Source organism: Brevibacillus sp. HB1.3 (assembly GCF_013186635.1).
Classification (GTDB): Bacteria; Bacillota; Bacilli; order Brevibacillales; family Brevibacillaceae; genus Brevibacillus; species Brevibacillus brevis_D.
The window spans coordinates 397752-424281 of sequence record NZ_JABMIT010000001.1 but is presented as its reverse complement, the minus strand read 5'-3'; the positions used below and the strand labels follow the sequence as shown (position 1 = coordinate 424281).

Below are 26530 nucleotides of genomic sequence, written 5' to 3'. Positions count from 1 at the left end.
TTTTTTGCTTATGTTACACATACTTGCGGATTCCTTTAGGAAGGAAAGCCATGCTTTTTAGCTAACCAAGCCGCAAGCAAGGAGGGAAGCAGCAGGATAATTAATGAGCCCGGAAGGAATCCGGCTCCAAGCAGCTCGAGAAGAAACCCACCAATAATGCCCCCTCCGCCGATTGCCACATTCCACGCGGTAACCAGCATCGATTGGGCTATGTCTGCGCTGTTTCCCCCAGCTTGTGCTATTGCTGTTTGCAGTAAAGTGGCTGCCCCGCCAAACGTAAGCCCCCACGCTGTAACACCAAGAATGATGATTGCAGGTTGATTCATTCCGATTCCCAAGGCTGCAGAAGCCAAAGCAAATCCCATGATGCTGATTAAAACCAGCATTCTTAGATAACGGTCAATCAGCATACCTATCACCCAAATGCCGACAACCGAGGTTATTCCAAAAATAAGAAGAACCAAATCCACTCGCTGAGCAAACGCGGTTTCCGCAAGATACGGTGCAATATAAGTGTACAAAATATTATGAGCTAGTACCCATGCCAAAACGACGAACAGAATCGGCCGTACACCAGGAATCAGGAAAACCTTGTGAAAAGGGAGCTGATCACCGGCAGGCTCGCCGGCATAATCCGGCACTTTCCAGAGCACCCAGCCAATAAGGGCTGCAGCCAGTAATGATACAGCTCCGAAAATGAGACGCCAGCCTGTATAAGTACCGAAAAAAGTGCCTAGGGGAACGCCAAGCGCCAATGCCAAAGGGGTGCCAAGCATGGCTACTGCCATCGCTCTTCCTTTCAGCGAATCAGGCACCATGCGCCGCGCATAACCGGCCGTCATCCCCCACAGAACACCTGCCGAGACACCTGCGAAGAAACGCGCGACAAGCGTCAGCACATAAACGGAAGATAACGCGGTGATGGTGTTAAAAACAAGAAAGCCGATGATGCACAGCAGCAGAAGCGGGCGGCGCCTCCACTCGCGGGTAGCCGTTGTCAAAGGAATGGCGGCCAAAAGAGATCCAACCGCATAAAGAGTGACCAATTGTCCGGCAAGCGCTTCTGTGACCCCAAGATCCTGTGCAATTTGTGGCAGTAATCCAGCAGGTAGGCCTTCCGTAAGAATGCAGATGAATCCCGCCATGGCTAAGGCCAGCAGCCCGACCCACGGAAGACGTTTGGAAGACGACACATTTGCTCCGCCTTTTCTTATATGAGCAGTGTTTGAGTTCACGAAAAAATCTCCTTTATTTATTTTTTGCCGTTAAAAAAGCTTTGGCTTTCGTATAAGCATATATAAATAAAATATTATTTTACATGGATGATTGAAGGAGGATGAAGCGAATGAAGAGGAAAATACTTTTATTTTTATAGAAATCCCATGATTTTAAAGGCAAAAGGCAGCGACGGCTGCTCTGGCACTAGAAATAAAGGAGTCGTGAAGTTGAATGAATGTAAATACGGTAGCTTAATGCCGTTCCCAGTCTAATGGTTTATTTTCTTTTTACAGCCAGCAAACATAAAAAAACCTGCTTCGCCGACTCTTTCCTTGGCTAGCAGGTTCATTATCTTCACTTATACTGCAATTTCTTCCTTCGTTTGTGACAATAGGGCCCTGAACTCATCGCCTTGCAAAACTTCCGCTTCCAACAATGTATGCAGGCCCGTTTGGAATACGGAATCAAACTGTCTCAAAAGATTGCGAGTTTCTGCGAGCAATCCTTCCAGCAGACGCTCAACTTCGTCATGGATCCGATTCTTATCCACGTATTGCAAATGTACAATCCCCAACTCGGACATACCGCTTTGTACAATTTCCTGTGCCATTCCCAGCGCCTGCTCGAAGTCATTCTTCGAACCAGTACTGCGCCCACCGTAGTAGATTTCCTCCGCTACGGCTCCTCCAAGGCTAACCATAATTTGCTTTTCCATCGCTTCCTTGGTATACAGATAGCGGTCTTCCATTGGATTTTGTCGGACGTATCCCAGTGCTTTGCCTCGTGGACTGAGCGTGACCTGCGAAACAGAGCCTGGGCGCACGCTCTCACTGACAATGGCATGTCCCAATTCATGGAGAGCAACGCGTTTCTTCTCTTCCTCAGATGCTTGACGATCTACCTTCTCTCCGAGCATAACCTTGTCTACTGCATAGCCAAAATGCTTCGCTGTGATCTTGTCCTGGCGGTCACGCATGGCGTAAATAGCTGCTTCATTGGCTACACTCTCCAGCTGTGCGCCAGAAAATCCGAATGTCTCCTGAGCCACTTTTTCCAGTGTGACGTCCTCGCCTAGCGGTTTATTGGCCGTATGAATGGTCAAAATCTGCTCGCGTGCTGGCTTGTCCGGAAGATCAACGCTAATATGACGGTCAAAACGACCAGGACGCAACAGCGCTGCGTCGAGCATGTCCTTCCGGTTCGTAGCTGCCATGACTAAAATCCGCGGTTTGTCAGTCGTAGCTACACCATCCATCTCCGTCAACAGTTGATTCAAGGTTTGATCGTATTCACGCTGCTGCTGACCGTCCCTTTTTCCACCGACGACATCGATCTCATCGATAAAAATAATCGCGCTGTCTTGCCCATTTTTCTCTGCTAATGCCTTCGCTTCCTGAAACAATTCACGGACGCGTTGTGCACCGACACCGACGTACATCTCTACGAACTGCGAACCCGATGCCGCCACAAAAGCAGAATTTGTATAGTTTGCTGCCGCTTTCGCCATCAGTGTCTTACCCGTACCAGGAGGACCTGTCAAAAGAACACCTTTAATCGGGCGAATCCCGTACTGCACAATTTTGTCCTTATACACGAGGAAATCAAGCGATTCCTTCAGTTCTTTTTTGGCACGTTCCTGTCCACCAATATCGGCAAACTGCACATCCGATTTCGGCAGCTCATGCTTGTTTGCTTTTCTTTTCCCACCGAGGGCGACATTTCCACCCTGGCCATTTTGCTGGCGGATGACCAAAAAGTAGATCGCTCCCAGTACGGCTCCGAACACCAGGAATGGCGTAATGTTTACACCTAGAAAAATAAGAAAAATCAACAGTGCAGGTACGACGCCGATCAGTATTTCCTTACGCACGTGCCGTCACCTCTTTTTCATTGGATCGGGGGATGATGGTGTAAAAATCCTCCGTTCCTTTTTTCATATAAACATAAATGTTCTCGTCATCCATCGATGCAGATGCTTGGTCGAGTTGATTCCCCTTTTTCCATTGTTCCATAAGGGCTGGAATGCGGCTATATTCATGCAACTCCACTGCTTCGGTAAACACAAATTGACCACTCTGCCAAATATCGTGCATCGTTGTCGACTGATTGTCGATGTCAATGACCACTTCTTTTTCCCCTGCGATCTTTTTTGTTTCCGTTAGCAGATTCCGATATTCTGCTGGAAATGCGTCTGGTTTTGTAACAGTTACATCTATTTGAATTTTATCTTTGTTGATTTCCAAATGGCCCAATGTTGCGGACTGCATTTGTCCTATTTCTGCACGGATTGGCTCCTCAATCTCCATCTTTTGATACAAGAACCATCCTCCGAACAGGAGTGCCAAGGTTGCCACCAAAGATAATCCAATTGCGCTCTTTTTCATCTGCACGGCTACTCCCCCCATAAATATCGTTCTCGTTTTCTCTCTCTGCAACGTCCCCAGTATATCACACGAGTATATCATTTTCTTATACAGATGTTGGATGGAATGCCAAACAGGCCTTCTCCCATAAGGAAAAGGCCTGTCGTGATGCCAGCGTCTTAGCTTGGCGAGAGCACGTATGAGGTTAACAGAGCGCCAGTGAATAGATCATAGTGAATGTAGTGAAAACGACCGTCTTTGTCTTTGACAGTGACTTCCCAAAATTTCTTATCATTTTCGAGACCAGGAACCAAATGAGTGATCTCCGATTGCGGGAAGGACTTGTAAACCGCCTCTTCTACATTCTTTTTTGGAACAGCAAGATCCATTCGATCGAAGCTTACTTTTTGATCGGTCATCCAAGCGACAACTTGTGTCCCCGCCTTATTTTTCCCAATGACGACAGCGTAGCTCTCCTTGCCTCGATATTCATCAATGGTTTCAATCTCCGTGATTGTCGTGCGATCCTGGACCCACTGACGAACGGTTTCCTCAAATTGATTGCGCTCTCCTGCTACAGAAGCCGTCAGATGATAGGCGAACCCAGCTCCCGTAAGTAAAATGACGGCTACAATTGATAGGATAATTCGTACTAACACAGCAAAGTAACTCCTTTACGTGGCTGACATTACAATCGGAATCGAAGCTGGTCTCTCTTCACTCCAACTGCCGTTTGTATTTGCAAATCCAGCTCCAGTTGGCGAAGCTGCCCCGTAGTTGAATCGTACCATAGTTGGTAATTGACTTTCATTCCGTTCGTTATATTCGGAGTCAAATCCTGAAGAGGGAAGGCTGGACCTAACCACATCGATAATAACGAAGAGACTTCCTCAGGTGGGACCGCTATCCGGTATCCACTCCATCCTTGCCCTGCAGTATCTTCAAGGCGTTCAGGACTGACCGATTGCAAAACTCCCTTGAGCAATACTGCGTGCTCATACGGGGTGAACATCGCATACGGCAGTGCGGCATGATCCTGTATCTGGCCATCCATTCGCACCGATACTGGCTGCCCATCTTTTCTGGCTATTTCAAGCTGGTGGCCACCGATTTCTCCTGCGAGCTGAAATTGCTCATTTTGATATCGCCCATGCAAGGTCTGATTCTGCATGTATACGAGGAATGAGCGTTCCTCGTCCTTCGTGATCTGCTCCAAAAGCTCCGCTACCGTCTTCGTCTGCTTCGTCCCTGTTGTTTGTCTGACGGCAGACACAGTATCTGTGCTTTCTGTATTGGCAAATCGACTTACTGTCCCTAATACAATCCCGAGGAGAAATAGACCGAGTAGGATTGGGATGAGCCACCACAGCATTTTGGGCCGGATGTACATGTCGTCCCCCCTGTCCCATTTTTGTCTTTAGCCTATGCTATACGGGAAGGTTTTAGAACGACACGGAAAAGTTGCTAATCATAGCTTAAGGTTGGGCGGTCATACTACACATACACCCCGAGGAGGTGAGCGCGTGACATCTTCGCAACAAACCACATCTCCTGACATACTTGGGTTTCTGTTACAGGAATACCGCGTCTCCTGGGCAGGATTGTCGTCTCCCTTGCGTCAATGGTCGCACACACCCACTCTTCATTTTCGCCATCATCTCCTGACAAAAGCTGTGGCAAAAATGAACAACGGAACGTCGTAGTATCCAATTCCCCTACCTACACCTGCACTGCCTTACTCCTGTCCCCCACCTGACAGGAGCCTTTTACCGTTTTAACGTTTGGAATACGCGGTTCGCTTCGTAAATTGCGCGCTCCTCATCGATGGTCAACAACTTATGATTACGCATTAAGAATTTACCCGCTACAATCGTATCTTTCACATCTCGTCCATTTGCCGCGTACACCACATGTGAAATCGGTTGGTGTGCTGGGTGGAAATGGGCTTGATGGCTATCCATCACGATCAAGTCAGCTTGCTTGCCTACTTCAATGCTTCCGAGTGTTTCTTCTTGGAACACCCCTTCTGCGCCATAACGAGTAGCCATGCGAAGTGCTTCCTCTGCTGGAACCGCTACCGGATCGTTATTTACACCTTTGTGTAGGATCGCAGCGAGCTTCAATTCCTCAAACAAATTCAAATTGTTGTTGCTTGCGGAGCTGTCAGTACCCAGTGATACGCTTACGCCTTTTGCCAACATTTTTGGAACAGGCGCAACACCGCTTGCCAGCTTCAGGTTGCTCACTACATTATGAGAAACTCTCACGTTGTATTTTGCCAAAATGTCGATTTCTTCATCCGTTAGGTGAACAGCGTGCGCGACGAGTGTTGGGCGATTGAACATGCCCAGCTTTTCCAAATGAGCGACTGGACGCAGTCCGTAGTCCTTCTCGTTTTGACCGACTTCCCAAGCGGTTTCAGACATATGGATATGAAGCGGCAAGGACAACTCATCGGCTTTTTCGATAATTTGGGTAATAAATTCTGGCGAGCAGGTGTACGGCGCATGCGGTGCCATCATGACGGTAATACGTCCGTCTGCCTGATTATGCCATTCTTTTGCAAAAAGAGTCGCGTCTTTCAGCTTTGTTTGACGCTCTTCTTCGGAGCACAGACCGATCATCCCTCGGCAAAGGCGGGCACGCATTCCAGCTGCATCGACTTCCTTTGCCACAACATCCATATGATCATACATATCCACAAATGTAGTGGTTCCCGTACGAATCATTTCAATAAGCGACAGCTGAGTACCCCATTTTACTGTATCTCCCGTGAATTGCGCCTCCAATGGCCACATTTTGTCTTCCAGCCATTGTTGCAGCGGCAAATCATCTGCATAACCGCGTAGGAGGGACATACCAGCATGTCCATGCGTGTTGATTAAACCAGGCAGTATGTAGTCTCCTTTTTGATCGATAACCTCATCGTATCCTGCTTCTGATAGGTCCTCAGGAGTTGGGCCCACATACGTAATCTTGTTACCTTCGAATGCTACGGCACCATCGTGAATGACTTCATTCGTATCGTTAACGGTAATGACTGTTGCGTGAATGAGGATCGTCTTTTTCATAGTATACACTCCATTCTTATGTCAAGTAGTAGGCCAGGCTTTGCAGGTTGGACGTCACGTCCGCATAGTGAATGCGAACATCTTTTCCTGCGCGAATCGTCGTAGGGGCAAAATTCAAGATCCCCTTGATACCCGCTTGAGTCAACTGATCACATACGGATTGCGCTGCAGGTGCCGGTACCGTAATAATCGCCAGCTTGATTTGCTTGTTTACGATTGTCTCTTCCAGCTCTGATAAAGGCTGAATCGGTATACCTGCGACTTTTTTCCCCTGCTTCTCTGGATTATTGTCAAAGATGGCCGCAATCCGCATGTTATCTTTCAAATAAGCGTTGTAGTTACTAATGGCATGGCCTAAATGCCCAGCTCCGACCAAAGCGACACGGATTTCATCTGTTAGCTTTAGAATTTCACGTATTTTTTCCACCAGATAATCGACATCATAGCCGATTCCCTTTTTTCCAAAATCACCAAAAGCTGCAAGATCTTTTCTGATTTGGGCAGGATTCACATCGAGATTCTTACCCATCTGTTGGGAGGAAACGGTGGTCACCTCAACCTGCTGCAAATAACTGAGGTAACGCAGATAAATCGGCAAACGACGGACGACCGCTTCCGAAATCTTTTCGTGTTTTGCCACGTTCGGTCTTCCCCCCTAATTCTTTTGCTTCAAAATCCGATATTCTTTTCCATTCGATAAAATGGTAATGGAACCGTCGTGGCTGGTAACGTATGTCTCCGCCCATGACTCACCCAGGCGCTCCATGACTTCCGTTTGACCGTCTTTCATTTGATCCCGCGATCGGCCTGTCTGAATAATGGCGACCTGAGGATCGACCTGCGTCAGAAACGGTTGCGAAGAACCTTGATTGCTCCCCTGACCAGCTACCTTTAGCACTTCCGCCTTCAATCTGTCATTTTGCCGTTCCAACAGTCGCTCTTCTGCTTTTTCATTCACGGCACTCATAAATAAAAATCGCAGTTGGCCATGCGTCAATCGAAATACGAGAGAATTATTCTGGGGCGATAAAAATAACGGTTCATCCGGGAGCAACACTTCCATGGAGATTTCTTGGTCAAGAGTGAGTACTTGTCCTTGCTCTGCTTCCATCTGCTTTTGGTTGGAGCAAAGCAGCACGACATGGCGAATGGATGGAGCGATCAGCTTGGGCAAAATGACGGCATCTACAAGCAGTTGTTGGCTCAATGAAGCGTAGCCTCCCATATGCTCAGGCTGGTCGTTCGTCAACACTACATAGTCGAGCCGTGTGATCTTGAGCTCTGCCAAGCGCGCCGAAAGAACGGGCCAATCTTCTGCCGTACCCGTATCGATCAGCATCGTTTTGCCGCCTGGCATTCTCAAAAGCGTACTCTCACCATGTGGAAGTGCCAAGTAGGTGACAATGAGACCCGAAAATTCCTGTTCTGTCTCCGTTTCAAACGGGTCATCTATCTTCACTGCTGCTTCTCGCAAATACAAATGGCTATCAATCGAGCATGCGCAAAGGAAAATCGCACTAAGAACTACCATCCACCAACGCCACGGTATTTTCCATAACATTTATTTTATCACCTAAATCCCTATGAGACTATTGCTTCATTTTATGAATCTGACAGGGATTGCATACTAAGGAATGGCTCTATGCGCTCTCGCAGTGTTGGCCATGGACCGCTTTCGATTTGAAATGGCGGCAAAGATTGAAGGAATGAGCGTCCATATCTCGCCTCAACCACACGCGTGTCGAGAACGATCACGACCCCTCGATCCAAGTGATGGCGAATTAATCGCCCCACCCCTTGCTTAAATTGCAGAACAGCTTGTGGAAGAGACAACGACATAAAGGCATTTTTTCCTTCTGCCTTCAAAAGCTCTGCCCTTCCTTGATAGACAGGGTGATTCGGCGGAGCAAACGGAAGTCGAACAATGACCAAACTGCTCAGCCATTCCCCCTGGATATCGACACCTTCCCAGAAGCTGCTCGTCCCAAGCAGAACACTTCTCTCCATGCTTCGGAACAGTCGCACCAGCTTGCTCCGGTTGTTGCTATCAATCCCGTGACCGAATAACGTATACGGTTCTGGAGCCTCCGCTAGTCGTTCCTTCATCGCTTGATAAACAAGGCGAAGCATCGAATGGGAGGTAAACAGGATCAGCGTCCTTCCTTTCGAAGCCAGTACGACATCCACGCACCCTTGTATGACCGCCTCCAAATACGTGTGGTCACTCTCTTTACCTGGTGCGGGGAAATCAGATGGGATCAACAGCAGTCCCTGCTCTTCATAATGAAACGGCGATGGCAATGACAAGGTGCGCACCCGTTCCTCGGGCAGTTGGTCGAGACCAAACTGGCTTTTGATGTAGGAAAAGCTGTTTTTTACCGTCAGAGTGGCTGATGTCAAAATCAGACTCCGCTTTTGCGCGAACAGTGGTTCTGCCAGTGAGTCGGCAACCTTCAAGAGTGCTGCGGACAAATGCACCTGCTTGCGAGCTGTACGGGACTCTACCTCCATCCAATACACATACTCGGCATCCTGCTCAAGTAAAAAGAAGTGAAGCAGCTCCACCGTATTCTGCCAGTCTTTGATGAGACCAAATAAATCAGTCAGTAGACTACGTACAGCAAAAGGTGGTTTTTCCTCTTGCGGAGTCGTTCGCAAAAGCTGCTCGATGCCCGCTGCATATGCAGTCATCCCTTCAATCAGCTTTTTGGTTACTTTGCGTATCTTCTCGTGTTTGCCTACAAACGATTCGATCCGATAACGTACCGTCTCACGACCAGCGTCCGTCGTCTCCTCCGCACGATCTGATGCCCATGCATACAAGAGCTGTGTCCATTGTTGCGCTTTCTCTCGCAAGGTCGCGGACTGCTTTCTCAGCTCCAAAAGTTTTGCCGCTACCTCTTCTTGTACAGCAGGCATCCAGCTTTGCAGCTCTTCTGCAAAGCGTGCAATTGACCCACTTTCTTCAACCGATGCACGATCTAGCAAGAAAAGAAGCTGCGTGGTTGAAAACTGCTTACCTAAATGCTGTGTCGCAGCATCCTCCAAATGATGGGCCTCATCTACGATGGCAACTTCATACGCAGGTAGGATCCTGTTTTCCGCTTGCAGATCGCTGATGAAAAGGGCGTGATTAACGATGAGGACATCGACATCGCGAGCCCGTTCCTTCGCCTGAAAATAATAGCAACGACTAAACCATGGACAAGCGCGATTCAGGCAAGAGCCCGTATCACTTTTTACCTGTTGCCACAGCAGTTGGCCACTTGGAGGCATGCTCAGCTCTTCCACGTCACCAGTAACGGTTTGCGTGAGCCACGTCAGCATCTGTCCTTTTACCAAGCGCATTTCTTGGCTGCTTCCTTCTACAGGCTCGTCCACAGCTTGTTCAAATTTACGCAAGCATAAGTAGTTTCCTCTGCCTTTTAGCGTCGAAGCAGTAAACGAAAACGGCAACGACTCCTGCAAGGTAGCGATTTCCTTATGAAATAGCTGTTCCTGCAATTGAATGGTATTGGTACTAACCACCAGCTGCTGCTGATTGTGATGGGCCCAAATGATCCCCGGCAAGAGATAGGCTAATGATTTTCCCGTACCTGTGCCCGCCTCAACCAATAAATGGGCGCCATCCTCCATTGCCTCATAGACGGCATGCATCATCGCTTCCTGAGCATCCCTACGTTGATACCCCGACATTTTCGCCTGCATGTGCCCGTTTTCGCCCAAAACATCCTCGAGCTGCTCGGCAAACGCTTTGGTCACTGTCACATCGATAGGAGGATGCTTCAGGGACGCTGTTAATTTTTCTTCGCGTTTCCGTAAGGCCAATTGGCGATAAATATCCCACATATCGGAGGATTCCGCTTCGGTTGGTGTTCCATCCAGCTCTGGCAGCTCTATGAGCTTCTCCATCTCAATCTGCCGCAAAAGAACCTCGATATCTGAGCGAAACGAAGAGACGAGCATCTGCAGCCGCTGGATTGTTACAAGTGGCAATTTCTTTAAAATATCCAGCAAGTGGAGAAACAGCTGAGCCGTGGCAAGTGCATCACTATCTGCTTGATGAGGATTATCGTGCTCAATTTCCAGCTCAGACGCCAGTTCTCCGAGTCTGTAGCTATTTTGCATCGGCAAAAGAACGCGGGATAGCTCCACCGTATCAAGCACATAACCGTCAAACGCATAATAGCCCTGGCTCAACAGGGCTTCTTGTAAAAATTGGAGATCAAAGCTTGCATTATGTGCAACAAAAGCTCGCCCGTCCAATAAACGCAAGAAATCTGGAAACACTTCTTCCAAGGAAGGAGCATCTGCAACCATTTCATTGGTAATCCCTGTTAATTGGGTAATAAAAGGGGGAATATCCTGGCCCGGATGAATCAGGGTGGAAAAACTCTCGGTAATCTGCCCGTCATCGATTGCGACGGCACCAATCTGAATGATGCTGTCCCCTTGGCGTGGATGGCTTCCCGTCGTCTCAAAATCTACAACTAGTAATCGATTCAAACGTTGTCACCTCGTAACCTGGGCGGAAACATTCAATCCGCACTCATTCACATTCGGCAACGATGGGAAATATTCCTGCTCTCCTGTACATTTACGGCTGTACCAGCTCAGTCTGCATTTCTAATTGACCGAGCTTGCTTGCACACAATTGCAGATAGATGGGGATTTCCCATAACTGTTCTGCGAATGGCAATGCCCGTTGAAAATATTGTTCAGCCAGGCGCCAATTTTCTTCCACAACCGCGATTCTTCCCAGATGAAAATACCCTAACGAACGTACATATGGCTCAGCGTCTTCCAGGAAATACTTTGCCATCCTTTTTGCTTCTTGTGTATCCCCCAGCTTTTCGTATGCGGAAATCATCCCGGATTGTCCGAGGCGATTGTCTCGGTTTTTCTCCAGCATGATCCGAAACGCTTTGATCGCTTCGTCTACCCTTCCGTCAAACAACAGCATCCAGCCATAACTAAAAAGAAAGTCGTCATTTTCGGGTGCAAGACTGATCGCTTTTTTGACGAGCGTCAATGCGCGCTTCGTACCGGCAATCAGCCAAGTATTCCAGGCCAAGCCATGCCACGTCCACCCATCTTTTGGGGAACGCTCCGTCAAAAAGTGATAGCAAATCTGTGCCCGATGGTAATTGCCCACTGTTTCGTATAAAGAGGCCATTTCCTGAAGAGTATCGCTGTCCAAATCGCGTGTCGGCAGTTGCAAGCCTTTCGGCGGGCTCCATTCCACCGTCTGGTCCATCATATGCAGTAATTTGGCAGCACGTAGCCATAGCATCTGCGCTTCCCAATCGTGCTCGTTTTTTTCTAGATACGGTTCCAATTCGTCCAAAGCTTCCTGTGCATCGCCATCTCTTAAATAGCATAGCGCGAGGTTGTATTTGGCTTCTTCCTGTTCTGGCTTGATCTCGAGAGACGTTTTAAAAGCTTGTGCTGCCTCTAGCCATTGCTCCTCTTCCGCAAGTATACACCCGATGGCATTAAAACTGATGGCCACAATGGTAGGGGAGCCTGCTGTCCTGCCGAGAAGACGGAATTCCCGAAAAGCTAACTCCTTCTCCTCACACAAAAGGAGACTGTAGGCATAATATAGGCGCCCACTTTCCCAGTCTGGCGATTTTTGAACCAATTCTGCAAAACACTTTTTCGCGTCGTGGAACATACGCAAATGATAAAAGCCTTCCCCACGACGAAAAATCGGCTCGTATGTGTTTGTTTCAATGGCCTTTGGTGATTCTGTTTTCACCTTCGGCTGATGCGCCTTTTTCTCTTCTGCCGGAAGCTGATCTTCCATTTCCTTGATGTTGCGAATCGCATTCGATAATTTTTCTTCGAATTGTAGCCACAGGTCTACGACTGTATCACTTACTTGGCGCAATTGAAACAATTGTTCCGCGAGCTGAAGACGTTCTTGTTCAGAAGCCCCCTGCCATTTCTCTTCAATCGTCTGCGCTTTGTTCCGAAGCGTATGAAACCAGTCCTCGATTTTCACAAGAAAAGCCACCCCCTATGAGGCATGAGTACTTTCATTGTCTCACAAGGCAGGTGGCTCTATGCAGGAGTCGACAGATCGCTTACAGAATCGTCGCGTGTACTTCTTCCGCAATCAATTCTTTGATCTGATTTTTTTCATCCATGATGGCGACACGTGGCTTGTAGGTTCTTGCCTCTTCATCCGTCATCATCGCATAGGCAATAATAATCACGATATCGCCCTCTTGTACGAGACGTGCAGCTGCTCCGTTCAAGCAAATGACGCCACTGCCTGGAGCACCTTCGATGACGTAGGTTTCCAGACGCGCTCCGTTGTTGTTATTGACGATTTGTACTTTTTCATTTGGCAAAATATCCAGTGCATCCAACAAATTTTTGTCGATGGTAATACTTCCTACATAGTTCAAGTTTGCCTCAGTTACCGTTGCGCGATGGATTTTTGCTTTCATCATGGTGCGAAACACTACCAATTCCTCCCTCATTACTACTTGATTGATGTAATCGTATTGTCGATCAGACGTGTTTTGCCAAAACGAACAGCGAGCGCGATGATGATCGTCTGACCTGCCGTTTCCTGTTCCATTGGTGTAAGCGCTGGATAGCTCAAAATTTCCACATAATCAATGTCAGCCAACGGCTTTTCGGAAATCATTTGCGTAATACGATCCTTGATTGTAGAAAGAGCAACGCCCTCGCTCAGCCATTCCTCTGCTTGCCTCAGGCTCTGTGATAGCACGAGTGCTTGTGCTCGCTCATCCGCTGACAAGTAGACATTCCGAGAGCTCAGGGCAAGCCCATCCGCTTCACGTACAATCGGGCATGGAACGATTTGCACTGGCATCGACAAGTCGTGAACCATTTGCGTCACAACAGCTACCTGCTGGGCATCCTTTTGTCCAAAAAAGGCGTAATCGGGCTGGACAATTTGAAACAATTTATTGACGACGGTCGATACGCCATCAAAATGACCCGGACGAGAAGCTCCACACAATGGAGTCGTCACGTTTGCCACTGAAATATTGGTCAGCATCGGCGTCGGATACATCTCGCTCACTTCCGGGGTAAACAGGAAGTCCACTCCTGCTTCTTCCGCCATTTTGCTATCTCGTTCGATATCACGCGGATAACGATCAAAGTCTTCATTCGGTCCGAATTGCAGCGGGTTTACGAAAATGCTCATCACAACCAAATCGCATACTTCACGGGCAGCTTTCACCAAGCTGAGATGTCCTTCATGCAGAAAGCCCATAGTTGGTACCATTCCGATCGTTTTGCCTTGCCGACGAGCTTCTTTTAAATGAACACGCATCTCTGCAATGGTGGAGACTTGCTGCATCATTGTTTGCATCATGACTGTTTTACTCCTTCCCCGTACAATTCCTTGATGGTTTCTTCAGAGGCATGGAAGACATGCTCTTGTCCTGGGAAGCTTCTTGCTTCCACTTCTTTGTTATAAGTCTCCACTGCTTCACGGATTGTTTCCCCAATGTTTGCGTAGCGCTTCACGAATTTTGGTGTGATATCCGATGCATAGCCGACCATATCATGGAACACCAGCACTTGCCCATCACAAGTTGCACCCGCTCCAATTCCGATCACAGGGATGTCTAGCTTATCTGCAATCATGCCTGCGACCTCTTCCGGAACACATTCCAGAACAATAGCGAATGCACCCGCTTCTTGAATCGCAAGGGCTTCGTCCAACAATTTTTTGGCTGCCTCCAGATCTCTTCCTTGTACTTTGTAACCGCCTAATTGATGTACAGATTGCGGAGTAAGCCCAATATGTCCAACGACAGGGATGCCTGCTTGTACACAGCGTGTAATGATTGGGGCGAGTTCACGGCCCCCTTCCATTTTGACTGCCTTGGCCAGCCCTTCTTGCATTAGTCTGCCCGCGTTTTTCACCGCTTCCTCAACTGTTCCGTGATAGCTGAGGAAAGGCAGATCTGTCACGACAAATGCACGCTTGGCCCCTCTCGTTACTGCTTTCGTATGGTGTAGCATGTCCTCCATCGTAACAGGGATCGTGGAGTCATAACCGAGTACGACCATTCCCAATGAATCACCGACCAAAATCATATCAGCGCCAGCTTCATCCACTAATTTGGCTGACGGATAATCATAGGCGGTCACCATGGTAATCGGGGTTCGCGTTTCTTTTTTCTTGCGGATACTCGAAGTCGTGATCGGTTTGTCGTTTTGTGCCATTTTTCATTGCTCCTCTTTCGCATCAAGCCCGTGGATCGTGTGAGGAATAAAAAAACCTTCTCGCGTCAATCGGGAGAAGGTTGTCCATGTCAAAAAGACATTTTGCGTTAGCGGATTCCTTCTGTCTCGGTCCACACAGGCTCTGAGCAGATTTTTGTCCTTGCACGTATTGATTTAAGATTACACGATAGATACAAAAATACTCCGGGAGTACCGTTCACGAAGTGATACAGCCTCCAAATTGGAGTATAACAAATGCTTCAATCATTTGCACGATAATTGACATCAGCCGAATAAACTTTGTGAATCTGTCCAGCCTGATCCTCGACCATGAGTACGCCTTCTTCATCCAAACCAACGGCACGACCTTCCAGCTGTTGTGAAATCGTTTGGAGGGTCACCCATCTGCCAATGGTGTATGAATGGTTCTCCCACTCTTGTTTGACACGCTCAAAGCCAACTTGCAAATAGTGGTCGTACTCTTCTTCAAAAATTCGGCAGAGCCGCTGGATAAACGTAACACGCTTGAGTGGCTCACCAGATTCAATTCGAAGCGAAGTCACAATCTGTGCCAGTTCAGATGGAAAATCAGACTCGACGCTGTTGGCATTGAGCCCTATTCCGATTACTAAATAATTGACCCGATCAGATTCAGCATTGAGCTCTGTCAAAATCCCGCATACTTTTTTGTCACCGATAAAAATATCGTTCGGCCATTTGATTTTGACAGGCAACCCAGTCTCTTCCCGGATTGTTTTCGCTACAGCAACCGCCGTTAGCAACGTCATTTGAGGTGTTTTCGGTAACGGAATCGAAGGTCGGATGATCAAGCTCATCCAGATCCCCGTTCCTTTCGGAGAATGCCATGGGCGACCGAGTCTGCCTTTCCCACCTGTTTGCCGCTCGGCGAGCACAATCGTACCTTCTACTGCCCCTTTTGCAGCAGCCTCGTGTGCGAGCGGCTGTGTAGATACCACTTCATCGTAAGCGATGACATTTTGACCGATCCGATTCGTTTCCAGTCCAGCCATAATTTCTGCTGCGGACAAGCGATCAGGGGCAACCAGCAGGCGATACCCCGATTTGCGAACCGCCTCTACCTCGTAACCATCCCGGCGGAGCTCTTCGATATGTTTCCAAACGGCCGTCCTAGAGCAGCCGCATGTTTGACTTAATTCTTCACCAGAGATGAAACTGCCTGGCTGATCACGGAATGCTTGAAGGATGACTTGCTTAATGTTCATCTTGTGCAACCTCTTTCTTTGCAACTTCGACAAGTGCTTCTGGTGTATTTGGTAAACCGTGCAAAGCCGTTTGTCTAAGCAACGATTCCAAGACGCGGACAATCCACTCGCCTGGCTTTTTCTGAACGGCTACTTGCAGGTCAAGCCCCGTGATTGCCAAATCCTTGATGGTTTTGACAGGCATGTTTTCGTATTGATCGAGGAGTGCCTGCATCGAAAACGATTGCCTCTCCTCCCACCAACACGCTTGCAATAAAAGGTAGAACTCGTTGCACGTGTCCCACCCGACTTCAAGCAGCAATGGTCCCCACTCGATCGCTTGAGGGACATCCCATTTCGGCTGCAATCGCGCAAGAAGTTCAACCAAGCAACAAATTGCTTCTGTTTCGCGTTTGGACATTTTGAGGAATCGGCATACTTCACGCGCTTGCACAGGTGAATAATTCGCAGCAAACAGGAGCAACGACCATTTTTGCGTCACGGTTTGCAGATGACGGAGCCGCCAAGCATGCTCACTTGAGAGGATGAACAGTTTTTCTACCTCCGGGGCATACGCCATGAGCCTCGTTTCATTCAACAACTGACAACCAACCTCTGGAGCTTTACTGTCGAGCGTTTTATTCAGCTCTTCCCTGATGCGCTCCACCGCAATATGCGCTAACAAAGGTGCCGTCTGTTTCATTGCAAGCATGGTTTGGTCTTCTATAGTAAAACCTAGCTGGGAAGCAAATCGCACACCTCGTAAAAGTCGAAGGGCATCCTCCTGAAATCTCTCTAGTGGAATGCCTACAGCCCGAACCAGTCGATGCTCCATGTCCTCTTGTCCACCGAACGGGTCGTGTAATACTTGATGACGATCCATCGCCATTGCGTTCATCGTAAAATCACGTCGCTCCAGATCGAGCCGAAGTTCTGAAACGAACTGAACCTCAGCAGGTCGACGGTAATCTTCATATTTTCCTTCCGTCCGAAACGTGGTTACTTCAAATAACTGCCCCTCGACTTTTACAGATACAGTACCGTGTTTCAGACCAGTCGGGACATGATCGGGAAACAATCGGATGACGTCGCCGGGATGGGCATTCGTACATATATCTATATCATGAACAGGTCGTTGTAAAAGCCAATCGCGGACGCAACCACCCACGTAGTAAGCTTCAAAGCCGTGTTCCTCCAATCTGTCGAGAACACGCTTTGCCAATTCTATCGCCAATCCAATCCCCCCTTTCTGGTTTGCTCCGCCTGATCTACACAAGGAGGCGTTTTTCATGAGAGTTCTGTATGGATTGTTCATTTTAATATCCAAAGTGCATCAGCTAGCCAAAAGCACCATCTTACGTTCAAAAGCTTAGGTTTTCTTCGGATTTGCTTTCCAGCAAGTTAGCGTAAAGTGCCTCATACTGCGAGGCAATCGTTTCATGACAAAACGTTTTGCAGGATCGCTCAATACTATTCGCGGAAAATTCGCGGTATAGCTCTTCATTTTGCAAGAGACGTATCGTTTCTTTCGCCATACCTTCCACGTCGCCAATTGGACGCAAGAAGCCGTTCACACCATCCAGCACGACTTCAGGCAAACCTCCTGCCACTGTTGCAACGACAGGCACACCGCAAGCCATTGCTTCTAGTGCAACGAGACCGAAGCTTTCCTTTTCTGAAGGAAGCAGCATGATGTCTGCCATCGACAATACCTCGGCAACGTCTTCCTGCTTGCCGAGGAAGCATACATCGTCGTTCAGACCGAGCTCAGCGATCATCTTGCGGACCAGGCCCATTTCGGGACCTTCACCAATAAGGATCAGTCTAGAAGGCACTTCTTCACGTACGCGCGAAAATATTTCAATCACATCCGGCACTCGTTTAACCGGACGGAAATTCGAAATGTGCATAAGGATTTTTTCACCATTCGGCGCAAATACCTTTTTCAGCTTCGCAACCTCTTTCGGGTAGTAACGTCGCTTGTCTACGAAGTTGTAGACTGGGACAATTTCTTTTTCCGTATGCAGCAGTTCTTTCGTCTGTCTGATCAAATCATTGGACACCGCTGTTACCAAATCGCTTCGCTCAATACCAAAGCGGATCATATCACTCAGATTCGAGTCATACCCCAGCACAGTAATATCCGTCCCGTGCAGGGTCGTCACAATTTTCAAATGATCCCCTACCATTTGCTTGGCAAGGAACGCACACAGCGCATGTGGCACAGCATAATGCACATGTAATAAGTCCAGACTTTCATTTTTCGCCACTTGCGCCATTCGGTTCGCCAAGGTCAAATCATAGGGTGGGTATTTAAAAACATCATAATTGTTCACTTCTACTTCATGATAGAAAATGTTCGGGTGAAAAGCACCTAAGCGAAATGGCATTCCACCAGTAATGAAATGGACTTGATGTCCTCGCTCAGCCAATAGCTTGCCAAGCTCCGTAGCTACTACGCCCGATCCGCCCAATGACGGATAGCATGTAATCCCGATCTTCATACAGTGTCACTCCTTCTCACAAGCTCTTTAATACATACGGAGCTGCACTGACAAATCCTTCTGCGTAGGCTACACCAGCCTGCTGACCAAATAGTCGTTCTCGATACTCGACAGACTCCAGATAACCATTGGTAAGAGGTGTTTGAACACTGCCTTCTTCTAGCTCAAACTGACTGCGGTAGCAACGCAGCGCCTCCATTTTTTGTGAATAAACGCCAGTGATATCCACGACAACCTGCGGTGTGACAGTGGAATTTATAAAATAGTAAAGGAATTGCGATGGTCGATAGGCAGGCAAAGAAGGCTCCGGCAAATACTTGCGGATGCCTGCATTAAACACCGCCTCGCGAACGATACGACTTACACTTTCGTGATCTGGATGACGATCCGCGTAATAAGGCGCAAGCACAATGGCTGGGCGTGTTTCACGAATCAGCTTAACGACGCGTTCAATCGCACTTTCTCTGACTGCTTCCAGGCCACGATCAGGCAGTCCAAAATTATAGCGGGCAGCCACTCCCATCACTTGGTCAGCGGCAGCCGCTTCCTGTTGCCTTCTCTCCACCGTTCCATTCGAAGACAGTTCCGCGTAGGTCAAGTCGAGAATCCCCACTCGCTTTCCCTCTTTCGCTGCCAAAATCAGACTGCCTGCCGCGCCGATCTCGACATCGTCAGGATGAGCGCCGATTGCCAAAATATCGAGTGAACTCATGCTTCATTCTCCTCATGCACCACTTCGCGCCAGTCCAGTTGTCCCAGCTCCAAGGCCTTCAGCATAATTTCTGCCGAACCTAGATTGGTGGCAAACGGTATCTTGTGCACATCACACAGTCGAAGCAGTGCGATAATATCAGGTTCATGTGGTTGAGAGGTAAGCGGATCACGCAAAAAGATAATCAAATCCATCTCATTGCGGGCGATCATCGCACCGATTTGTTGATCGCCCCCTAATGGCCCTGACAGAAATCGGGTTAGGGAAAGCGACGTAGCTTCCATGATTCGGGACCCAGTTGTTCCTGTGGCATACAGTTCATGTTTTGCCAAAATGGATTCATAGGCCATCGCTAGTTGCACAATCTGTTCTTTCATTCGATCATGGGCAATCAATGCAATTTTCAAGAAAACCTCTCCCTTATGGCTGGGTAAGTGTGTATGTTAAACAAACGTTTAATCAATCAGATGTTCCAATCCGTAAATCAATCCGTTCATATTCATTACAGCTTTAATGGCCATATTCACGCCAGGCATGAAAGATTCCCGGTTAATCGAATCATGGCGAATGGACAGCGTTTGGCCTGTTGCCCCAAACAAAACCTCTTGATGGGCGACCATGCCTGGCAGGCGGACACTATGAATTCGGAAGCCTTCGTAATCTGCTCCACGTGCCCCTGGAATTGTTTCTACCTCTTCCGGATGCCCTTGCTTGAGCTCTTCCCGAACAGCTGCAATCATCTCCGCGGTCTTTAAAGCAGTTCCGCTTGGTGCATCCAGCTTTCGGTCATGATGCAGTTCGATAATTTCCACATGTGGCATATATTTTGCTGCCATTGCGGAAAACTTCATACATAGAATCGCCCCGATTGCAAAATTCGGAGCAATGATGGCACCCAGTCCTGCTTCTTTATAGCGCTCCGTCATCTCTTGCAGCTGCTCTGTTGTCAGCCCCGTTGTTCCAACAACCGGTCGCACACCACGAGCCAGACAGAGCTCCATATGACGATACACCGTATGCGGTGTCGTAAAGTCTACCAAAACATCCGGCTTCATTTCGTCCAATTGTTGATTAATTTCTTCTTCGCCCACACGCGTATCCAGATTGCCTGTAAAAACGAGCGCCGTATCCTGCGCGAGCATTTTCACTACTTCTTGCCCCATTCGACCATTTGCGCCAGCAACTGCTACACGAATTTGTTTAGTCATGCTGCTCGTTCTCCTCTATTCTTGTCCAGCGATCTTTATCGCGGGTATTAAACTTGTGCATAATACGATCAAATGCTTCCTGCAAATCAATTCCGAGTGAGTTTGCGAAACAAATCACGATGAAGAGTACGTCACCCAGCTCTTCTTCTACTGTTTTTTCGCCTTCGTCCTTTTTCTTTGGTTTTTCTCCATAAAAGTGGTTGATTTCTCTGGCTAATTCACCTACTTCTTCGGTCATTCTAGCCAGCATCGAAAGCGGAGAAAAATATCCTTCTTTAAATTGCGATATGTATTGATCAACTTCTTGCTGCATCTCTTGCATTGTCTTTTGCCGTTCCATCCGCCCACTCCTTTTTCACATTCTTCTCTCTTTCACCTATCGTACTAAAAAAGGCTTCGTTTGCCAAATCACAATACTTCGTCTTTCCAGCATATGGACAATCAAACGAGCGTTCATTTATAATGGCTTTCGGATAGCCCTCAGGTAACACAAGTATTACCTGCACATCAAGTCCGGGGGGAAGCCTGTTTCCTGATCCGGCGAACAGGAGGATATATGAAAATTCGTCTTGACAGTATCATTGCCATTATCATCGGTTCTGCCATTATGGGATTTGGTATTAACGCGTTCAACATTCCCAATCATCTAGCTGAGGGCGGTATCACTGGTATCAGTATTTTGATCAAGCTGCTAGTTCCGGTTGTAGATCAGGGAATCGTCTTCTTTGTCCTGAACGTACCGTTATTTTTCTTGGGCTGGAAAATTCTTGGACGAACTTCGTTTTTCTACACGATTTTGGGAACGGTTTCTCTTTCCGTCTTTTTATCCTTATTTGATGGAGTGCTTCCATTGCCGATGAAAGATCGCCTGCTTGCCTCCCTGTATGCCGGGGTAGCTGTTGGTGTCGGGTTAGGGATTATTTTCCGTTACGGAGGAACGACCGGCGGTGTGGACATCATTGCCAGACTGCTTCAGAAATACATGGGTATCAGTATGGGAAGAACGTTGTTTTTCGGAGACATTTTGGTCATTGGGGCGTCCCTCGTCTATTTGAATCTAGAAAGTGCCATGTATACCCTTGTCGTCGTCTTTATCGCAGCACGTGTCATCGACTTTTTCCAAGATGGCGCTTATGCAGGAAAAGCATTGACGATCATCTCCAACGAAGCAGATAGCATCTCCAAGCACATTCTCGATGTAGGTCGTGGTGTAACACTTTTAGCCGGTAAAGGCGCCTACTCTGGCGAAGAAAAGAAAGTCATCTATGTCGTTGTCAGCCGAAACGAAGTCATGCGTTTTAAAACCATTGTGCAAGAAATTGATCCGCATGCTTTTGTCATCGTAAACGACGTGCATGAAGTTCTCGGAGAAGGCTTCACCCTTGATGAAAACAAGAAACCGCTTCACGATTAGCATGAAGCAGCACAGAAAAAACCCTTGCCTTTTCGTACAGGCAAGGGTTTTTTCACCTTTTAGATCGAACGGATTTCTCCGTCATATTTCTTCCATGCCACGTAAGACAAGGCCATGATCAAAGCTATCGAGATAGAAGCGAGAATAAGTATGGGGGAATCTGGCCGCATCATTAAACGAGCAAACGTACTCTTCTCTTCTCCCACAAACGCCACTTGAAAGGAACTGTTCAATTCTCGCAACGCCTCTCGAACCAGCTGCCAATCTACTTGGCTGTTTCGCATCTCTTTGGATATGATATCGTACGCAACCGTAATCGAGGACATTTGCCCCTCTGGAAGCTGAATACTCATCCCCGGCTTAATGGCCAAAAATAGTCGATAGTTCTCATCAAACTGTTCGCGAAACTGACCGAAATTCCGCTCAACAGCCGATAGCTGCAGGTTTTGGACCTGTGTGACAAGAGAAGGATAGTAGCTACGCCACATCGGCTGGTGATCATGGGTAAGTGCGTCTATGGCGATACGGACCCGTGTGGCATGCCACAGCAATTGTTGTTCACTTGCATTTGCAGAAGCAAAGCTTTGCTTGGCTGCCAGTATGGACTGGGTCACTGCATTCAGACTCTCAATTCGTATTGGATTGGGTAAATGCTGGTTCGGGAATCGGTCTGCTAGCTGGACGATGCGCTGCTCTGCCCCTTCAAGATCTCCCTTTTTTGCATACGTCAGTAACTCATGCGCAATTTGATCCAAGGCTGCTAACTGCTTTTCTTCTATCGGCTGATTCAGCTGCGAGTACAAATTATGAATGGGCCACGACAAGAACAACCCGATCATGAGAAAGAATAATAAAAACCGGATGTTTTTCTTCAACGCAAATAACCTCCTTCCCTAGTACAGCCTATGGAAAGGAGGACAAGATTAGACCTTATTTGTCGTATACTTCATATTTACCCACCAGATCACCGAGATCGAGATCAGACTGAGAAGAACCGTAAACAAACCAACGAAGCCCTCATACGGATCCAGCACACTCGGCAGCCACGGATGGATGTCCATGACGTAATCGAGAAAATCATTATTCAGTGTCCACAGCGCAGCGATTCCTACCGGCAGAAGACTTAGCTTGTAAAAACGCGCATACAATACAGATTCCACAGCCATGCCGGTGTGGGAAACAATCAGCATCAAGTCTGTCACGCGCACTTCATTGCCCATCAGCCATCCAGCCACGATAATGCAGACGGCCCAGACACCATACTTAAAATTGGTGATGCCAGCCAAAGCTTCCAGTACAGGAATGTGGCGACCCAACAAATAGGTAAGGAGTACAAGCGAAAAAAGTCCGCTACCTGTCGGGCTGTCCGGGACAAAAGGAATTAAATATGCTGGTGTCACAGCCAATTGGTTACCATACCAGATAAATCCATATATGGTTCCTAAAAAGTTGACGACGAACAGCGTCCAAAGAAACCACCTTTTGCCCAAAGATTGCCGAAACCACTCCCATATCCAGATCATCTATAATCGTCTCCCGCTGTGTACGCCGCTAACGAAAAAGCTGACCGCATTACCAGCCAGCTTTTCCCCTATTAGCTTATTTCAAGCCAGCCAAGTAATCAGCTAGCTTTGCGATTTCTGCATCATCTTTGATCATACCGCCTGGCATTGCGCCTCTACCATTCTTGATGATATCAGTAATCTTGGCTGCATCCAAAGTTGCGCCGATTTTTTGGAGGTTTGGACCCATGCCACCCTCCATGTTTTTACCGTGGCACCCCATACAGCTTGTTTGCGCTTTCCAAAGCGCATCTGCTTTAAAGCTGGTGTCAGCTGGTGCAGGTGCTGTTGCACTCGACCCCTCTTTGCCACCAGTTCCTTTACCTTTATCTGGGTGAGCCAGATGATATTCATGGTTTGCCGCCCAAGTCAGGTAGAAAACACCAACGAGTGCAGTCAGCATCAAGCCTGTAGCAACTGGACGCTTGCTAGGACGACGCTCTTTGCTGGTATCCAGCCAAGGCGCCAACATCAGTGCACCAAATGCGATACCTGGAATGACAACGATACCGAGTACGACCCAGTCCCCAGCAGCCCAAGGATATTTCAGCATTTGATACAGGAACAAGAAGTACCAGTCTGGCAACGGAATGAAAGAAGTATCATTCGGGTTTGCTTTGTCAGTTAACGGTGACGGATGTGAAACCGTTAACACAAGGAAACCAACCAAGCAAACAGCTGCCACCATCCACTCTTTCAACAGGAAGTTTGGCCAGAACGGCTCATTTTTACCTGGAAAGTCGGAGTAGGCTGGAGAAATGTTTGGAATACGCTTCGCCGATACTCGGGAATCTCCGACGAAGGTAGCATCTTTATCTTGTTTTGCCATGCTATTTCCTCCTTTTTTCGAAGACCGATTATAGTGGACCCGAGATACCTTGCGAACGGATCATAACAAAGTGAGCTCCCAACAGACCAAGCAGTGCGCCTGGGAGGAAGAACACGTGAATCGCGAAGAAACGGGTAAGGGTTTGCGCCCCTAAAATGTCTCCGCCTGTGAGCAATGTTTTCACATATGGACCAATTAAAGGTACAGAGTCAGCGATCTGCACACCTACTTTGGTCGCAAAGTATGCAGTGTTATCCCAAGGCAAGAGGTAACCTGTGAAACCGAGACCCAGCATAACGAAGAAAATCAGTACACCGACTACCCAGTTCAATTCACGAGGCTTTTTGTATGCACCTGTAAAGAATACACGCAGAGTATGTAGGAACATCATCACGATTACCAAACTGGCACCCCAGTGATGCATACCGCGTACGATTACCCCGAACGCTACTTCGTTCTGGAGGTACTTAACAGATTCGTAAGCATTGATAACGTCTGGTACATAGTACATCGTCAAGAACATACCAGACAAGATTTGAATAACGGTAATAAAGAACGTAAGTCCACCAAAGCAGTAAACAAAAGCTGAAAAATGATGTGCCGGGTTCACGTGCTCAGGTACTTCGTGGTCAGCCAGGTCACGCCACATCGGAGTGATGTTTAAGCGCTCGTCGACCCAATCATACATTTTTTGCATCATTTTAGCCGTTCACCCCCGGACGAGGATTTGCTTTTACTTTACCTAAATACAATTTCCCATCTTTGACTTCTGTCTCATACTCATCAAGAGAGGCCGTAGGTGGCGTTCCCAAAATGTGCTCGCCATTGATCGTATAACGACCCATGTGGCAAGGACAGAAGTACTCATTCGGTTGTCCTGCGCCAGTTCCCCAGCTAACCGTACACCCTAAGTGCTTACAGATCGGGGACAGAGCAAGAATCTCACCCTTTTCGTTCTTGGTAACCCATGCAGTAAGTGTTGATTCTGATTCATACCAACCGTCCTTGGTATGGACCTTGAATTCAACGCGTTTTGGCACGGCACTAAACTCATCCGGACTGCCGACAGCTACTTTATCTCCACCTGCATGTCCTTGCAGAAGGGGGTCTACCGCAAAACGAATCATTGGGGTGATCATTCCCGCAGCAAGGAATCCGCCAGTTCCCATCAGGGCGTAGTTCAAAAATGTACGCCTGGAAATTTCGCGTTTGTCTCCCATATCTTTTTCCCTCCTTATCCTGTAAAATAGCGCTACGATGGCATTTTTATACATATACACTAGGTCAATCCCAATCATAGCTAACGCCTATAAAGATGTCAAGAATGTCCAGTGGACATGTCTTTGCCCAAACGATGTGTGACAGGATATTGTTGCCAGATTGTCAAATTTAAGACCTTGCCCCACCCATTTTTCTGTAGTATTGCCGGAAAACGCTTTCTCTATCGCTTCTCTTTTTTTAGTCAAATCGATTATCTCTGTTCTGTTTGCCACAACTTAATGACCTCTTTATACAGCACATCCACGGTCACTTCAAAGCGCAAAGAAGATTCCAAGTCTTCATCTCCTACTAATAACGTCAACACGCCCTCTTCTGCCCTCTCCTTTACTTGAATCTTTTCTCCGCGGAAATAAAGCAGTACTTTATAAGGAAATTCCGCCGGTGTTCGTTGTTCCAGCTGTTCTTCTCCTATGTGATAACTTAACGGAAATAGTAGCACACGTCCCTTCAGCCGTTGCTCAATCCCGGCAGCTACATTTAATAAGTAGTTCATGCGTACAACATGCTCTTCTACTTTTCTGTCCGAACTGTACAAATAAAGAGGGAGCAGCGCGGTATCCACAAAGGATCGCAACTCCTCCCAGTTTTGAAAGTCGTTCAAGTTCCACTGCATAGAGCCGTCTCCTCATTTCCTTGTTCATTTCTGGAAACAAGCGTACCATGAATGGTTGGAGACTAGCAATAACGCATACGATTATGTATTTAGGCTTGCTCGTAAGCCATGATTTCTTTCAATTCGCCTGTTAAGCGCAAAAACAGCTCTTTGTTTTTCGATGCAAGCGCCTCATCAATCTCCTGGACTAGCGTGCGCTTACGATATTGGCGCATCTGCTCGTCGATCACCATTTCAGATAGCAAACCGGAAACCATTTGATTGTTCGTTCCGTACGCGTTGGAATAGAAATTCGGCCACTCCATACCCATC

29 protein-coding genes are annotated in these 26530 nt (G+C 47.7%); 2 read left to right on the top strand and 27 right to left on the bottom strand.

The annotated features are described in order from the left end of the window. Positions 1 to 35: 35 nt before the first annotated feature. The 5 genes from HPY31_RS02225 to HPY31_RS02205 form a co-directional block, all read right to left on the bottom strand. The gene (locus HPY31_RS02225; protein ID WP_172138039.1) at positions 36 to 1235 is read right to left on the bottom strand and encodes an MFS transporter; all 1200 of its coding nucleotides are present in this window, start codon (positions 1233 to 1235) and stop codon (positions 36 to 38) included. Positions 1236 to 1576: 341 nt separating this feature from the next. Then, positions 1577 to 3088, bottom strand: a complete 1512-nt coding sequence (locus tag HPY31_RS02220; protein ID WP_172138037.1) for an AAA family ATPase — start codon at positions 3086 to 3088, stop codon at positions 1577 to 1579. Beyond that, positions 3081 to 3608: a hypothetical protein gene (locus HPY31_RS02215; RefSeq protein WP_172138035.1), complete on the bottom strand. Its 528-nt coding sequence runs from the start codon at positions 3606 to 3608 to the stop codon at positions 3081 to 3083. The genes HPY31_RS02220 and HPY31_RS02215 overlap by 8 nt, the downstream gene beginning before the upstream one ends. Positions 3609 to 3760: 152 nt before the next feature. After that, positions 3761 to 4240, bottom strand: a complete 480-nt coding sequence (locus tag HPY31_RS02210; protein ID WP_064199998.1) for a cell wall elongation regulator TseB-like domain-containing protein — start codon at positions 4238 to 4240, stop codon at positions 3761 to 3763. Positions 4241 to 4269: 29 nt separating this feature from the next. Beyond that, the gene (locus HPY31_RS02205; RefSeq protein WP_172138033.1) at positions 4270 to 4971 is read right to left on the bottom strand and encodes a hypothetical protein; all 702 of its coding nucleotides are present in this window, start codon (positions 4969 to 4971) and stop codon (positions 4270 to 4272) included. 133 nt (positions 4972 to 5104) lie between these two features. Between HPY31_RS02205 and HPY31_RS02200 the strand changes: the two genes are divergently transcribed. Beyond that, complete coding sequence (locus tag HPY31_RS02200) at positions 5105 to 5284, top strand: hypothetical protein (protein WP_133257456.1); 180 nt, start codon at positions 5105 to 5107, stop codon at positions 5282 to 5284. 63 nt (positions 5285 to 5347) lie between these two features. On the opposite strand, the gene HPY31_RS02195 is transcribed toward HPY31_RS02200, so the two are convergent. From HPY31_RS02195 to HPY31_RS02125, 15 genes are all read right to left on the bottom strand, one after another. Continuing rightward, positions 5348 to 6652, bottom strand: a complete 1305-nt coding sequence (locus HPY31_RS02195; RefSeq protein WP_172138031.1) for an amidohydrolase — start codon at positions 6650 to 6652, stop codon at positions 5348 to 5350. Positions 6653 to 6668: 16 nt separating this feature from the next. Beyond that, positions 6669 to 7292 (bottom strand): redox-sensing transcriptional repressor Rex, encoded by a 624-nt coding sequence (locus HPY31_RS02190; RefSeq protein ID WP_012686190.1) that lies wholly within the window; start codon positions 7290 to 7292, stop codon positions 6669 to 6671. 15 nt (positions 7293 to 7307) lie between these two features. Next, a complete protein-coding gene (locus HPY31_RS02185; RefSeq protein ID WP_172138029.1) occupies positions 7308 to 8213 on the bottom strand; it encodes a ComEC/Rec2 family competence protein in 906 nt (301 codons plus the stop codon). A gap of 41 nt (positions 8214 to 8254) precedes the next feature. Continuing rightward, a complete protein-coding gene (gene dinG / locus HPY31_RS02180; RefSeq protein WP_172138027.1) occupies positions 8255 to 11158 on the bottom strand; it encodes an ATP-dependent DNA helicase DinG in 2904 nt (967 codons plus the stop codon). Positions 11159 to 11249: 91 nt separating this feature from the next. Then, positions 11250 to 12659, bottom strand: a complete 1410-nt coding sequence (locus HPY31_RS02175; RefSeq protein WP_172138025.1) for a tetratricopeptide repeat protein — start codon at positions 12657 to 12659, stop codon at positions 11250 to 11252. An 82-nt stretch (positions 12660 to 12741) separates the two neighbouring features. Then, positions 12742 to 13125: an aspartate 1-decarboxylase gene (panD, locus tag HPY31_RS02170; protein WP_007723146.1), complete on the bottom strand. Its 384-nt coding sequence runs from the start codon at positions 13123 to 13125 to the stop codon at positions 12742 to 12744. 20 nt (positions 13126 to 13145) lie between these two features. Next, entirely contained in the window at positions 13146 to 14012 is an 867-nt protein-coding gene (gene panC, locus HPY31_RS02165; RefSeq protein ID WP_216675403.1) for a pantoate--beta-alanine ligase, read from the bottom strand. Then, the gene (gene panB, locus HPY31_RS02160; protein ID WP_172138023.1) at positions 14009 to 14872 is read right to left on the bottom strand and encodes a 3-methyl-2-oxobutanoate hydroxymethyltransferase; all 864 of its coding nucleotides are present in this window, start codon (positions 14870 to 14872) and stop codon (positions 14009 to 14011) included. The genes panC and panB overlap by 4 nt, the downstream gene beginning before the upstream one ends. Before the next feature lie 260 nt (positions 14873 to 15132). Continuing rightward, on the bottom strand, positions 15133 to 16116 hold the full coding sequence (locus HPY31_RS02155) for a biotin--[acetyl-CoA-carboxylase] ligase (protein WP_172138021.1): 984 nt from the start codon (positions 16114 to 16116) through the stop codon (positions 15133 to 15135). Then, positions 16106 to 17329 carry a CCA tRNA nucleotidyltransferase gene (locus HPY31_RS02150; RefSeq protein WP_172138019.1) on the bottom strand — a complete coding sequence of 408 codons (1224 nt, stop codon included), beginning with the start codon at positions 17327 to 17329 and terminating at the stop codon, positions 16106 to 16108. Before HPY31_RS02150 ends, HPY31_RS02155 begins: the two co-directional genes overlap by 11 nt. Before the next feature lie 127 nt (positions 17330 to 17456). Further along, positions 17457 to 18599, bottom strand: coding sequence for an N-acetyl-alpha-D-glucosaminyl L-malate synthase BshA (bshA, locus tag HPY31_RS02145; RefSeq protein WP_172138017.1), 1143 nt, complete (start codon positions 18597 to 18599; stop codon positions 17457 to 17459). A 16-nt stretch (positions 18600 to 18615) separates the two neighbouring features. Then, positions 18616 to 19311, bottom strand: a complete 696-nt coding sequence (gene bshB1, locus HPY31_RS02140) for a bacillithiol biosynthesis deacetylase BshB1 (RefSeq protein WP_172138015.1) — start codon at positions 19309 to 19311, stop codon at positions 18616 to 18618. After that, on the bottom strand, positions 19308 to 19718 hold the full coding sequence (locus HPY31_RS02135) for a methylglyoxal synthase (RefSeq protein WP_106837498.1): 411 nt from the start codon (positions 19716 to 19718) through the stop codon (positions 19308 to 19310). The genes bshB1 and HPY31_RS02135 overlap by 4 nt, the downstream gene beginning before the upstream one ends. 48 nt (positions 19719 to 19766) lie before the next feature. After that, the gene (gene dapB / locus HPY31_RS02130; protein WP_172138013.1) at positions 19767 to 20519 is read right to left on the bottom strand and encodes a 4-hydroxy-tetrahydrodipicolinate reductase; all 753 of its coding nucleotides are present in this window, start codon (positions 20517 to 20519) and stop codon (positions 19767 to 19769) included. After that, on the bottom strand, positions 20512 to 20859 hold the full coding sequence (locus HPY31_RS02125) for a nucleotide pyrophosphohydrolase (protein WP_016740047.1): 348 nt from the start codon (positions 20857 to 20859) through the stop codon (positions 20512 to 20514). The genes dapB and HPY31_RS02125 overlap by 8 nt, the downstream gene beginning before the upstream one ends. Positions 20860 to 21075: 216 nt before the next feature. Here HPY31_RS02125 and HPY31_RS02120 point away from each other — a divergent pair, with 216 nt between their 5' ends. After that, positions 21076 to 21933 carry a YitT family protein gene (locus HPY31_RS02120; RefSeq protein ID WP_172138011.1) on the top strand — a complete coding sequence of 286 codons (858 nt, stop codon included), beginning with the start codon at positions 21076 to 21078 and terminating at the stop codon, positions 21931 to 21933. Positions 21934 to 21992: 59 nt separating this feature from the next. On the opposite strand, the gene HPY31_RS02115 is transcribed toward HPY31_RS02120, so the two are convergent. The 7 genes from HPY31_RS02115 to HPY31_RS02085 all read right to left on the bottom strand — a co-directional run bounded on the left by HPY31_RS02115 (position 21993) and on the right by HPY31_RS02085 (position 26523). Next, a complete protein-coding gene (locus HPY31_RS02115) occupies positions 21993 to 22808 on the bottom strand; it encodes a sporulation protein YpjB (RefSeq protein WP_172138009.1) in 816 nt (271 codons plus the stop codon). 48 nt (positions 22809 to 22856) lie between these two features. After that, positions 22857 to 23456, bottom strand: coding sequence for a DUF1405 domain-containing protein (locus tag HPY31_RS02110; protein ID WP_016740044.1), 600 nt, complete (start codon positions 23454 to 23456; stop codon positions 22857 to 22859). A gap of 76 nt (positions 23457 to 23532) precedes the next feature. Continuing rightward, the gene (locus tag HPY31_RS02105; protein ID WP_016740043.1) at positions 23533 to 24324 is read right to left on the bottom strand and encodes a menaquinol-cytochrome c reductase cytochrome b/c subunit; all 792 of its coding nucleotides are present in this window, start codon (positions 24322 to 24324) and stop codon (positions 23533 to 23535) included. Positions 24325 to 24352: 28 nt separating this feature from the next. Next, entirely contained in the window at positions 24353 to 25024 is a 672-nt protein-coding gene (gene qcrB / locus HPY31_RS02100) for a menaquinol-cytochrome c reductase cytochrome b subunit (RefSeq protein ID WP_007716591.1), read from the bottom strand. 1 nt (position 25025) lies between these two features. After that, a complete protein-coding gene (locus HPY31_RS02095; protein ID WP_016740042.1) occupies positions 25026 to 25544 on the bottom strand; it encodes a Rieske (2Fe-2S) protein in 519 nt (172 codons plus the stop codon). A 251-nt stretch (positions 25545 to 25795) separates the two neighbouring features. Further along, entirely contained in the window at positions 25796 to 26218 is a 423-nt protein-coding gene (locus HPY31_RS02090) for a DUF2487 family protein (RefSeq protein ID WP_172138007.1), read from the bottom strand. Between the two features lie 89 nt (positions 26219 to 26307). Next, entirely contained in the window at positions 26308 to 26523 is a 216-nt protein-coding gene (locus HPY31_RS02085) for an IDEAL domain-containing protein (protein WP_172138005.1), read from the bottom strand. Positions 26524 to 26530 lie beyond the last annotated feature (7 nt).

Bases quoted from the DNA above. Each gene is read 5' to 3' on its own strand.
- HPY31_RS02205 (WP_172138033.1), bottom strand. From the start codon at position 4,971: ATGTACATCCGGCCCAAAATGCTGTGGTGGCTCATCCCAATCCTACTC.
- HPY31_RS02195 (WP_172138031.1), bottom strand. From the start codon at position 6,652: ATGAAAAAGACGATCCTCATTCACGCAACAGTCATTACCGTTAACGAT.
- HPY31_RS02185 (WP_172138029.1), bottom strand. From the start codon at position 8,213: ATGTTATGGAAAATACCGTGGCGTTGGTGGATGGTAGTTCTTAGTGCG.
- panC (WP_216675403.1), bottom strand. From the start codon at position 14,012: ATGATGCAAACAATGATGCAGCAAGTCTCCACCATTGCAGAGATGCGT.
- panB (WP_172138023.1), bottom strand. From the start codon at position 14,872: ATGGCACAAAACGACAAACCGATCACGACTTCGAGTATCCGCAAGAAA.
- HPY31_RS02155 (WP_172138021.1), bottom strand. From the start codon at position 16,116: ATGAACATTAAGCAAGTCATCCTTCAAGCATTCCGTGATCAGCCAGGC.
- bshA (WP_172138017.1), bottom strand. From the start codon at position 18,599: ATGAAGATCGGGATTACATGCTATCCGTCATTGGGCGGATCGGGCGTA.
- bshB1 (WP_172138015.1), bottom strand. From the start codon at position 19,311: ATGAGTTCACTCGATATTTTGGCAATCGGCGCTCATCCTGACGATGTC.
- dapB (WP_172138013.1), bottom strand. From the start codon at position 20,519: ATGACTAAACAAATTCGTGTAGCAGTTGCTGGCGCAAATGGTCGAATG.
- HPY31_RS02125 (WP_016740047.1), bottom strand. From the start codon at position 20,859: ATGGAACGGCAAAAGACAATGCAAGAGATGCAGCAAGAAGTTGATCAA.
- HPY31_RS02120 (WP_172138011.1), top strand. From the start codon at position 21,076: ATGAAAATTCGTCTTGACAGTATCATTGCCATTATCATCGGTTCTGCC.
- HPY31_RS02110 (WP_016740044.1), bottom strand. From the start codon at position 23,456: ATGATCTGGATATGGGAGTGGTTTCGGCAATCTTTGGGCAAAAGGTGG.
- HPY31_RS02105 (WP_016740043.1), bottom strand. From the start codon at position 24,324: ATGGCAAAACAAGATAAAGATGCTACCTTCGTCGGAGATTCCCGAGTA.
- qcrB (WP_007716591.1), bottom strand. From the start codon at position 25,024: ATGATGCAAAAAATGTATGATTGGGTCGACGAGCGCTTAAACATCACT.
- HPY31_RS02095 (WP_016740042.1), bottom strand. From the start codon at position 25,544: ATGGGAGACAAACGCGAAATTTCCAGGCGTACATTTTTGAACTACGCC.
- HPY31_RS02090 (WP_172138007.1), bottom strand. From the start codon at position 26,218: ATGCAGTGGAACTTGAACGACTTTCAAAACTGGGAGGAGTTGCGATCC.
- HPY31_RS02085 (WP_172138005.1), bottom strand. From the start codon at position 26,523: ATGGAGTGGCCGAATTTCTATTCCAACGCGTACGGAACGAACAATCAA.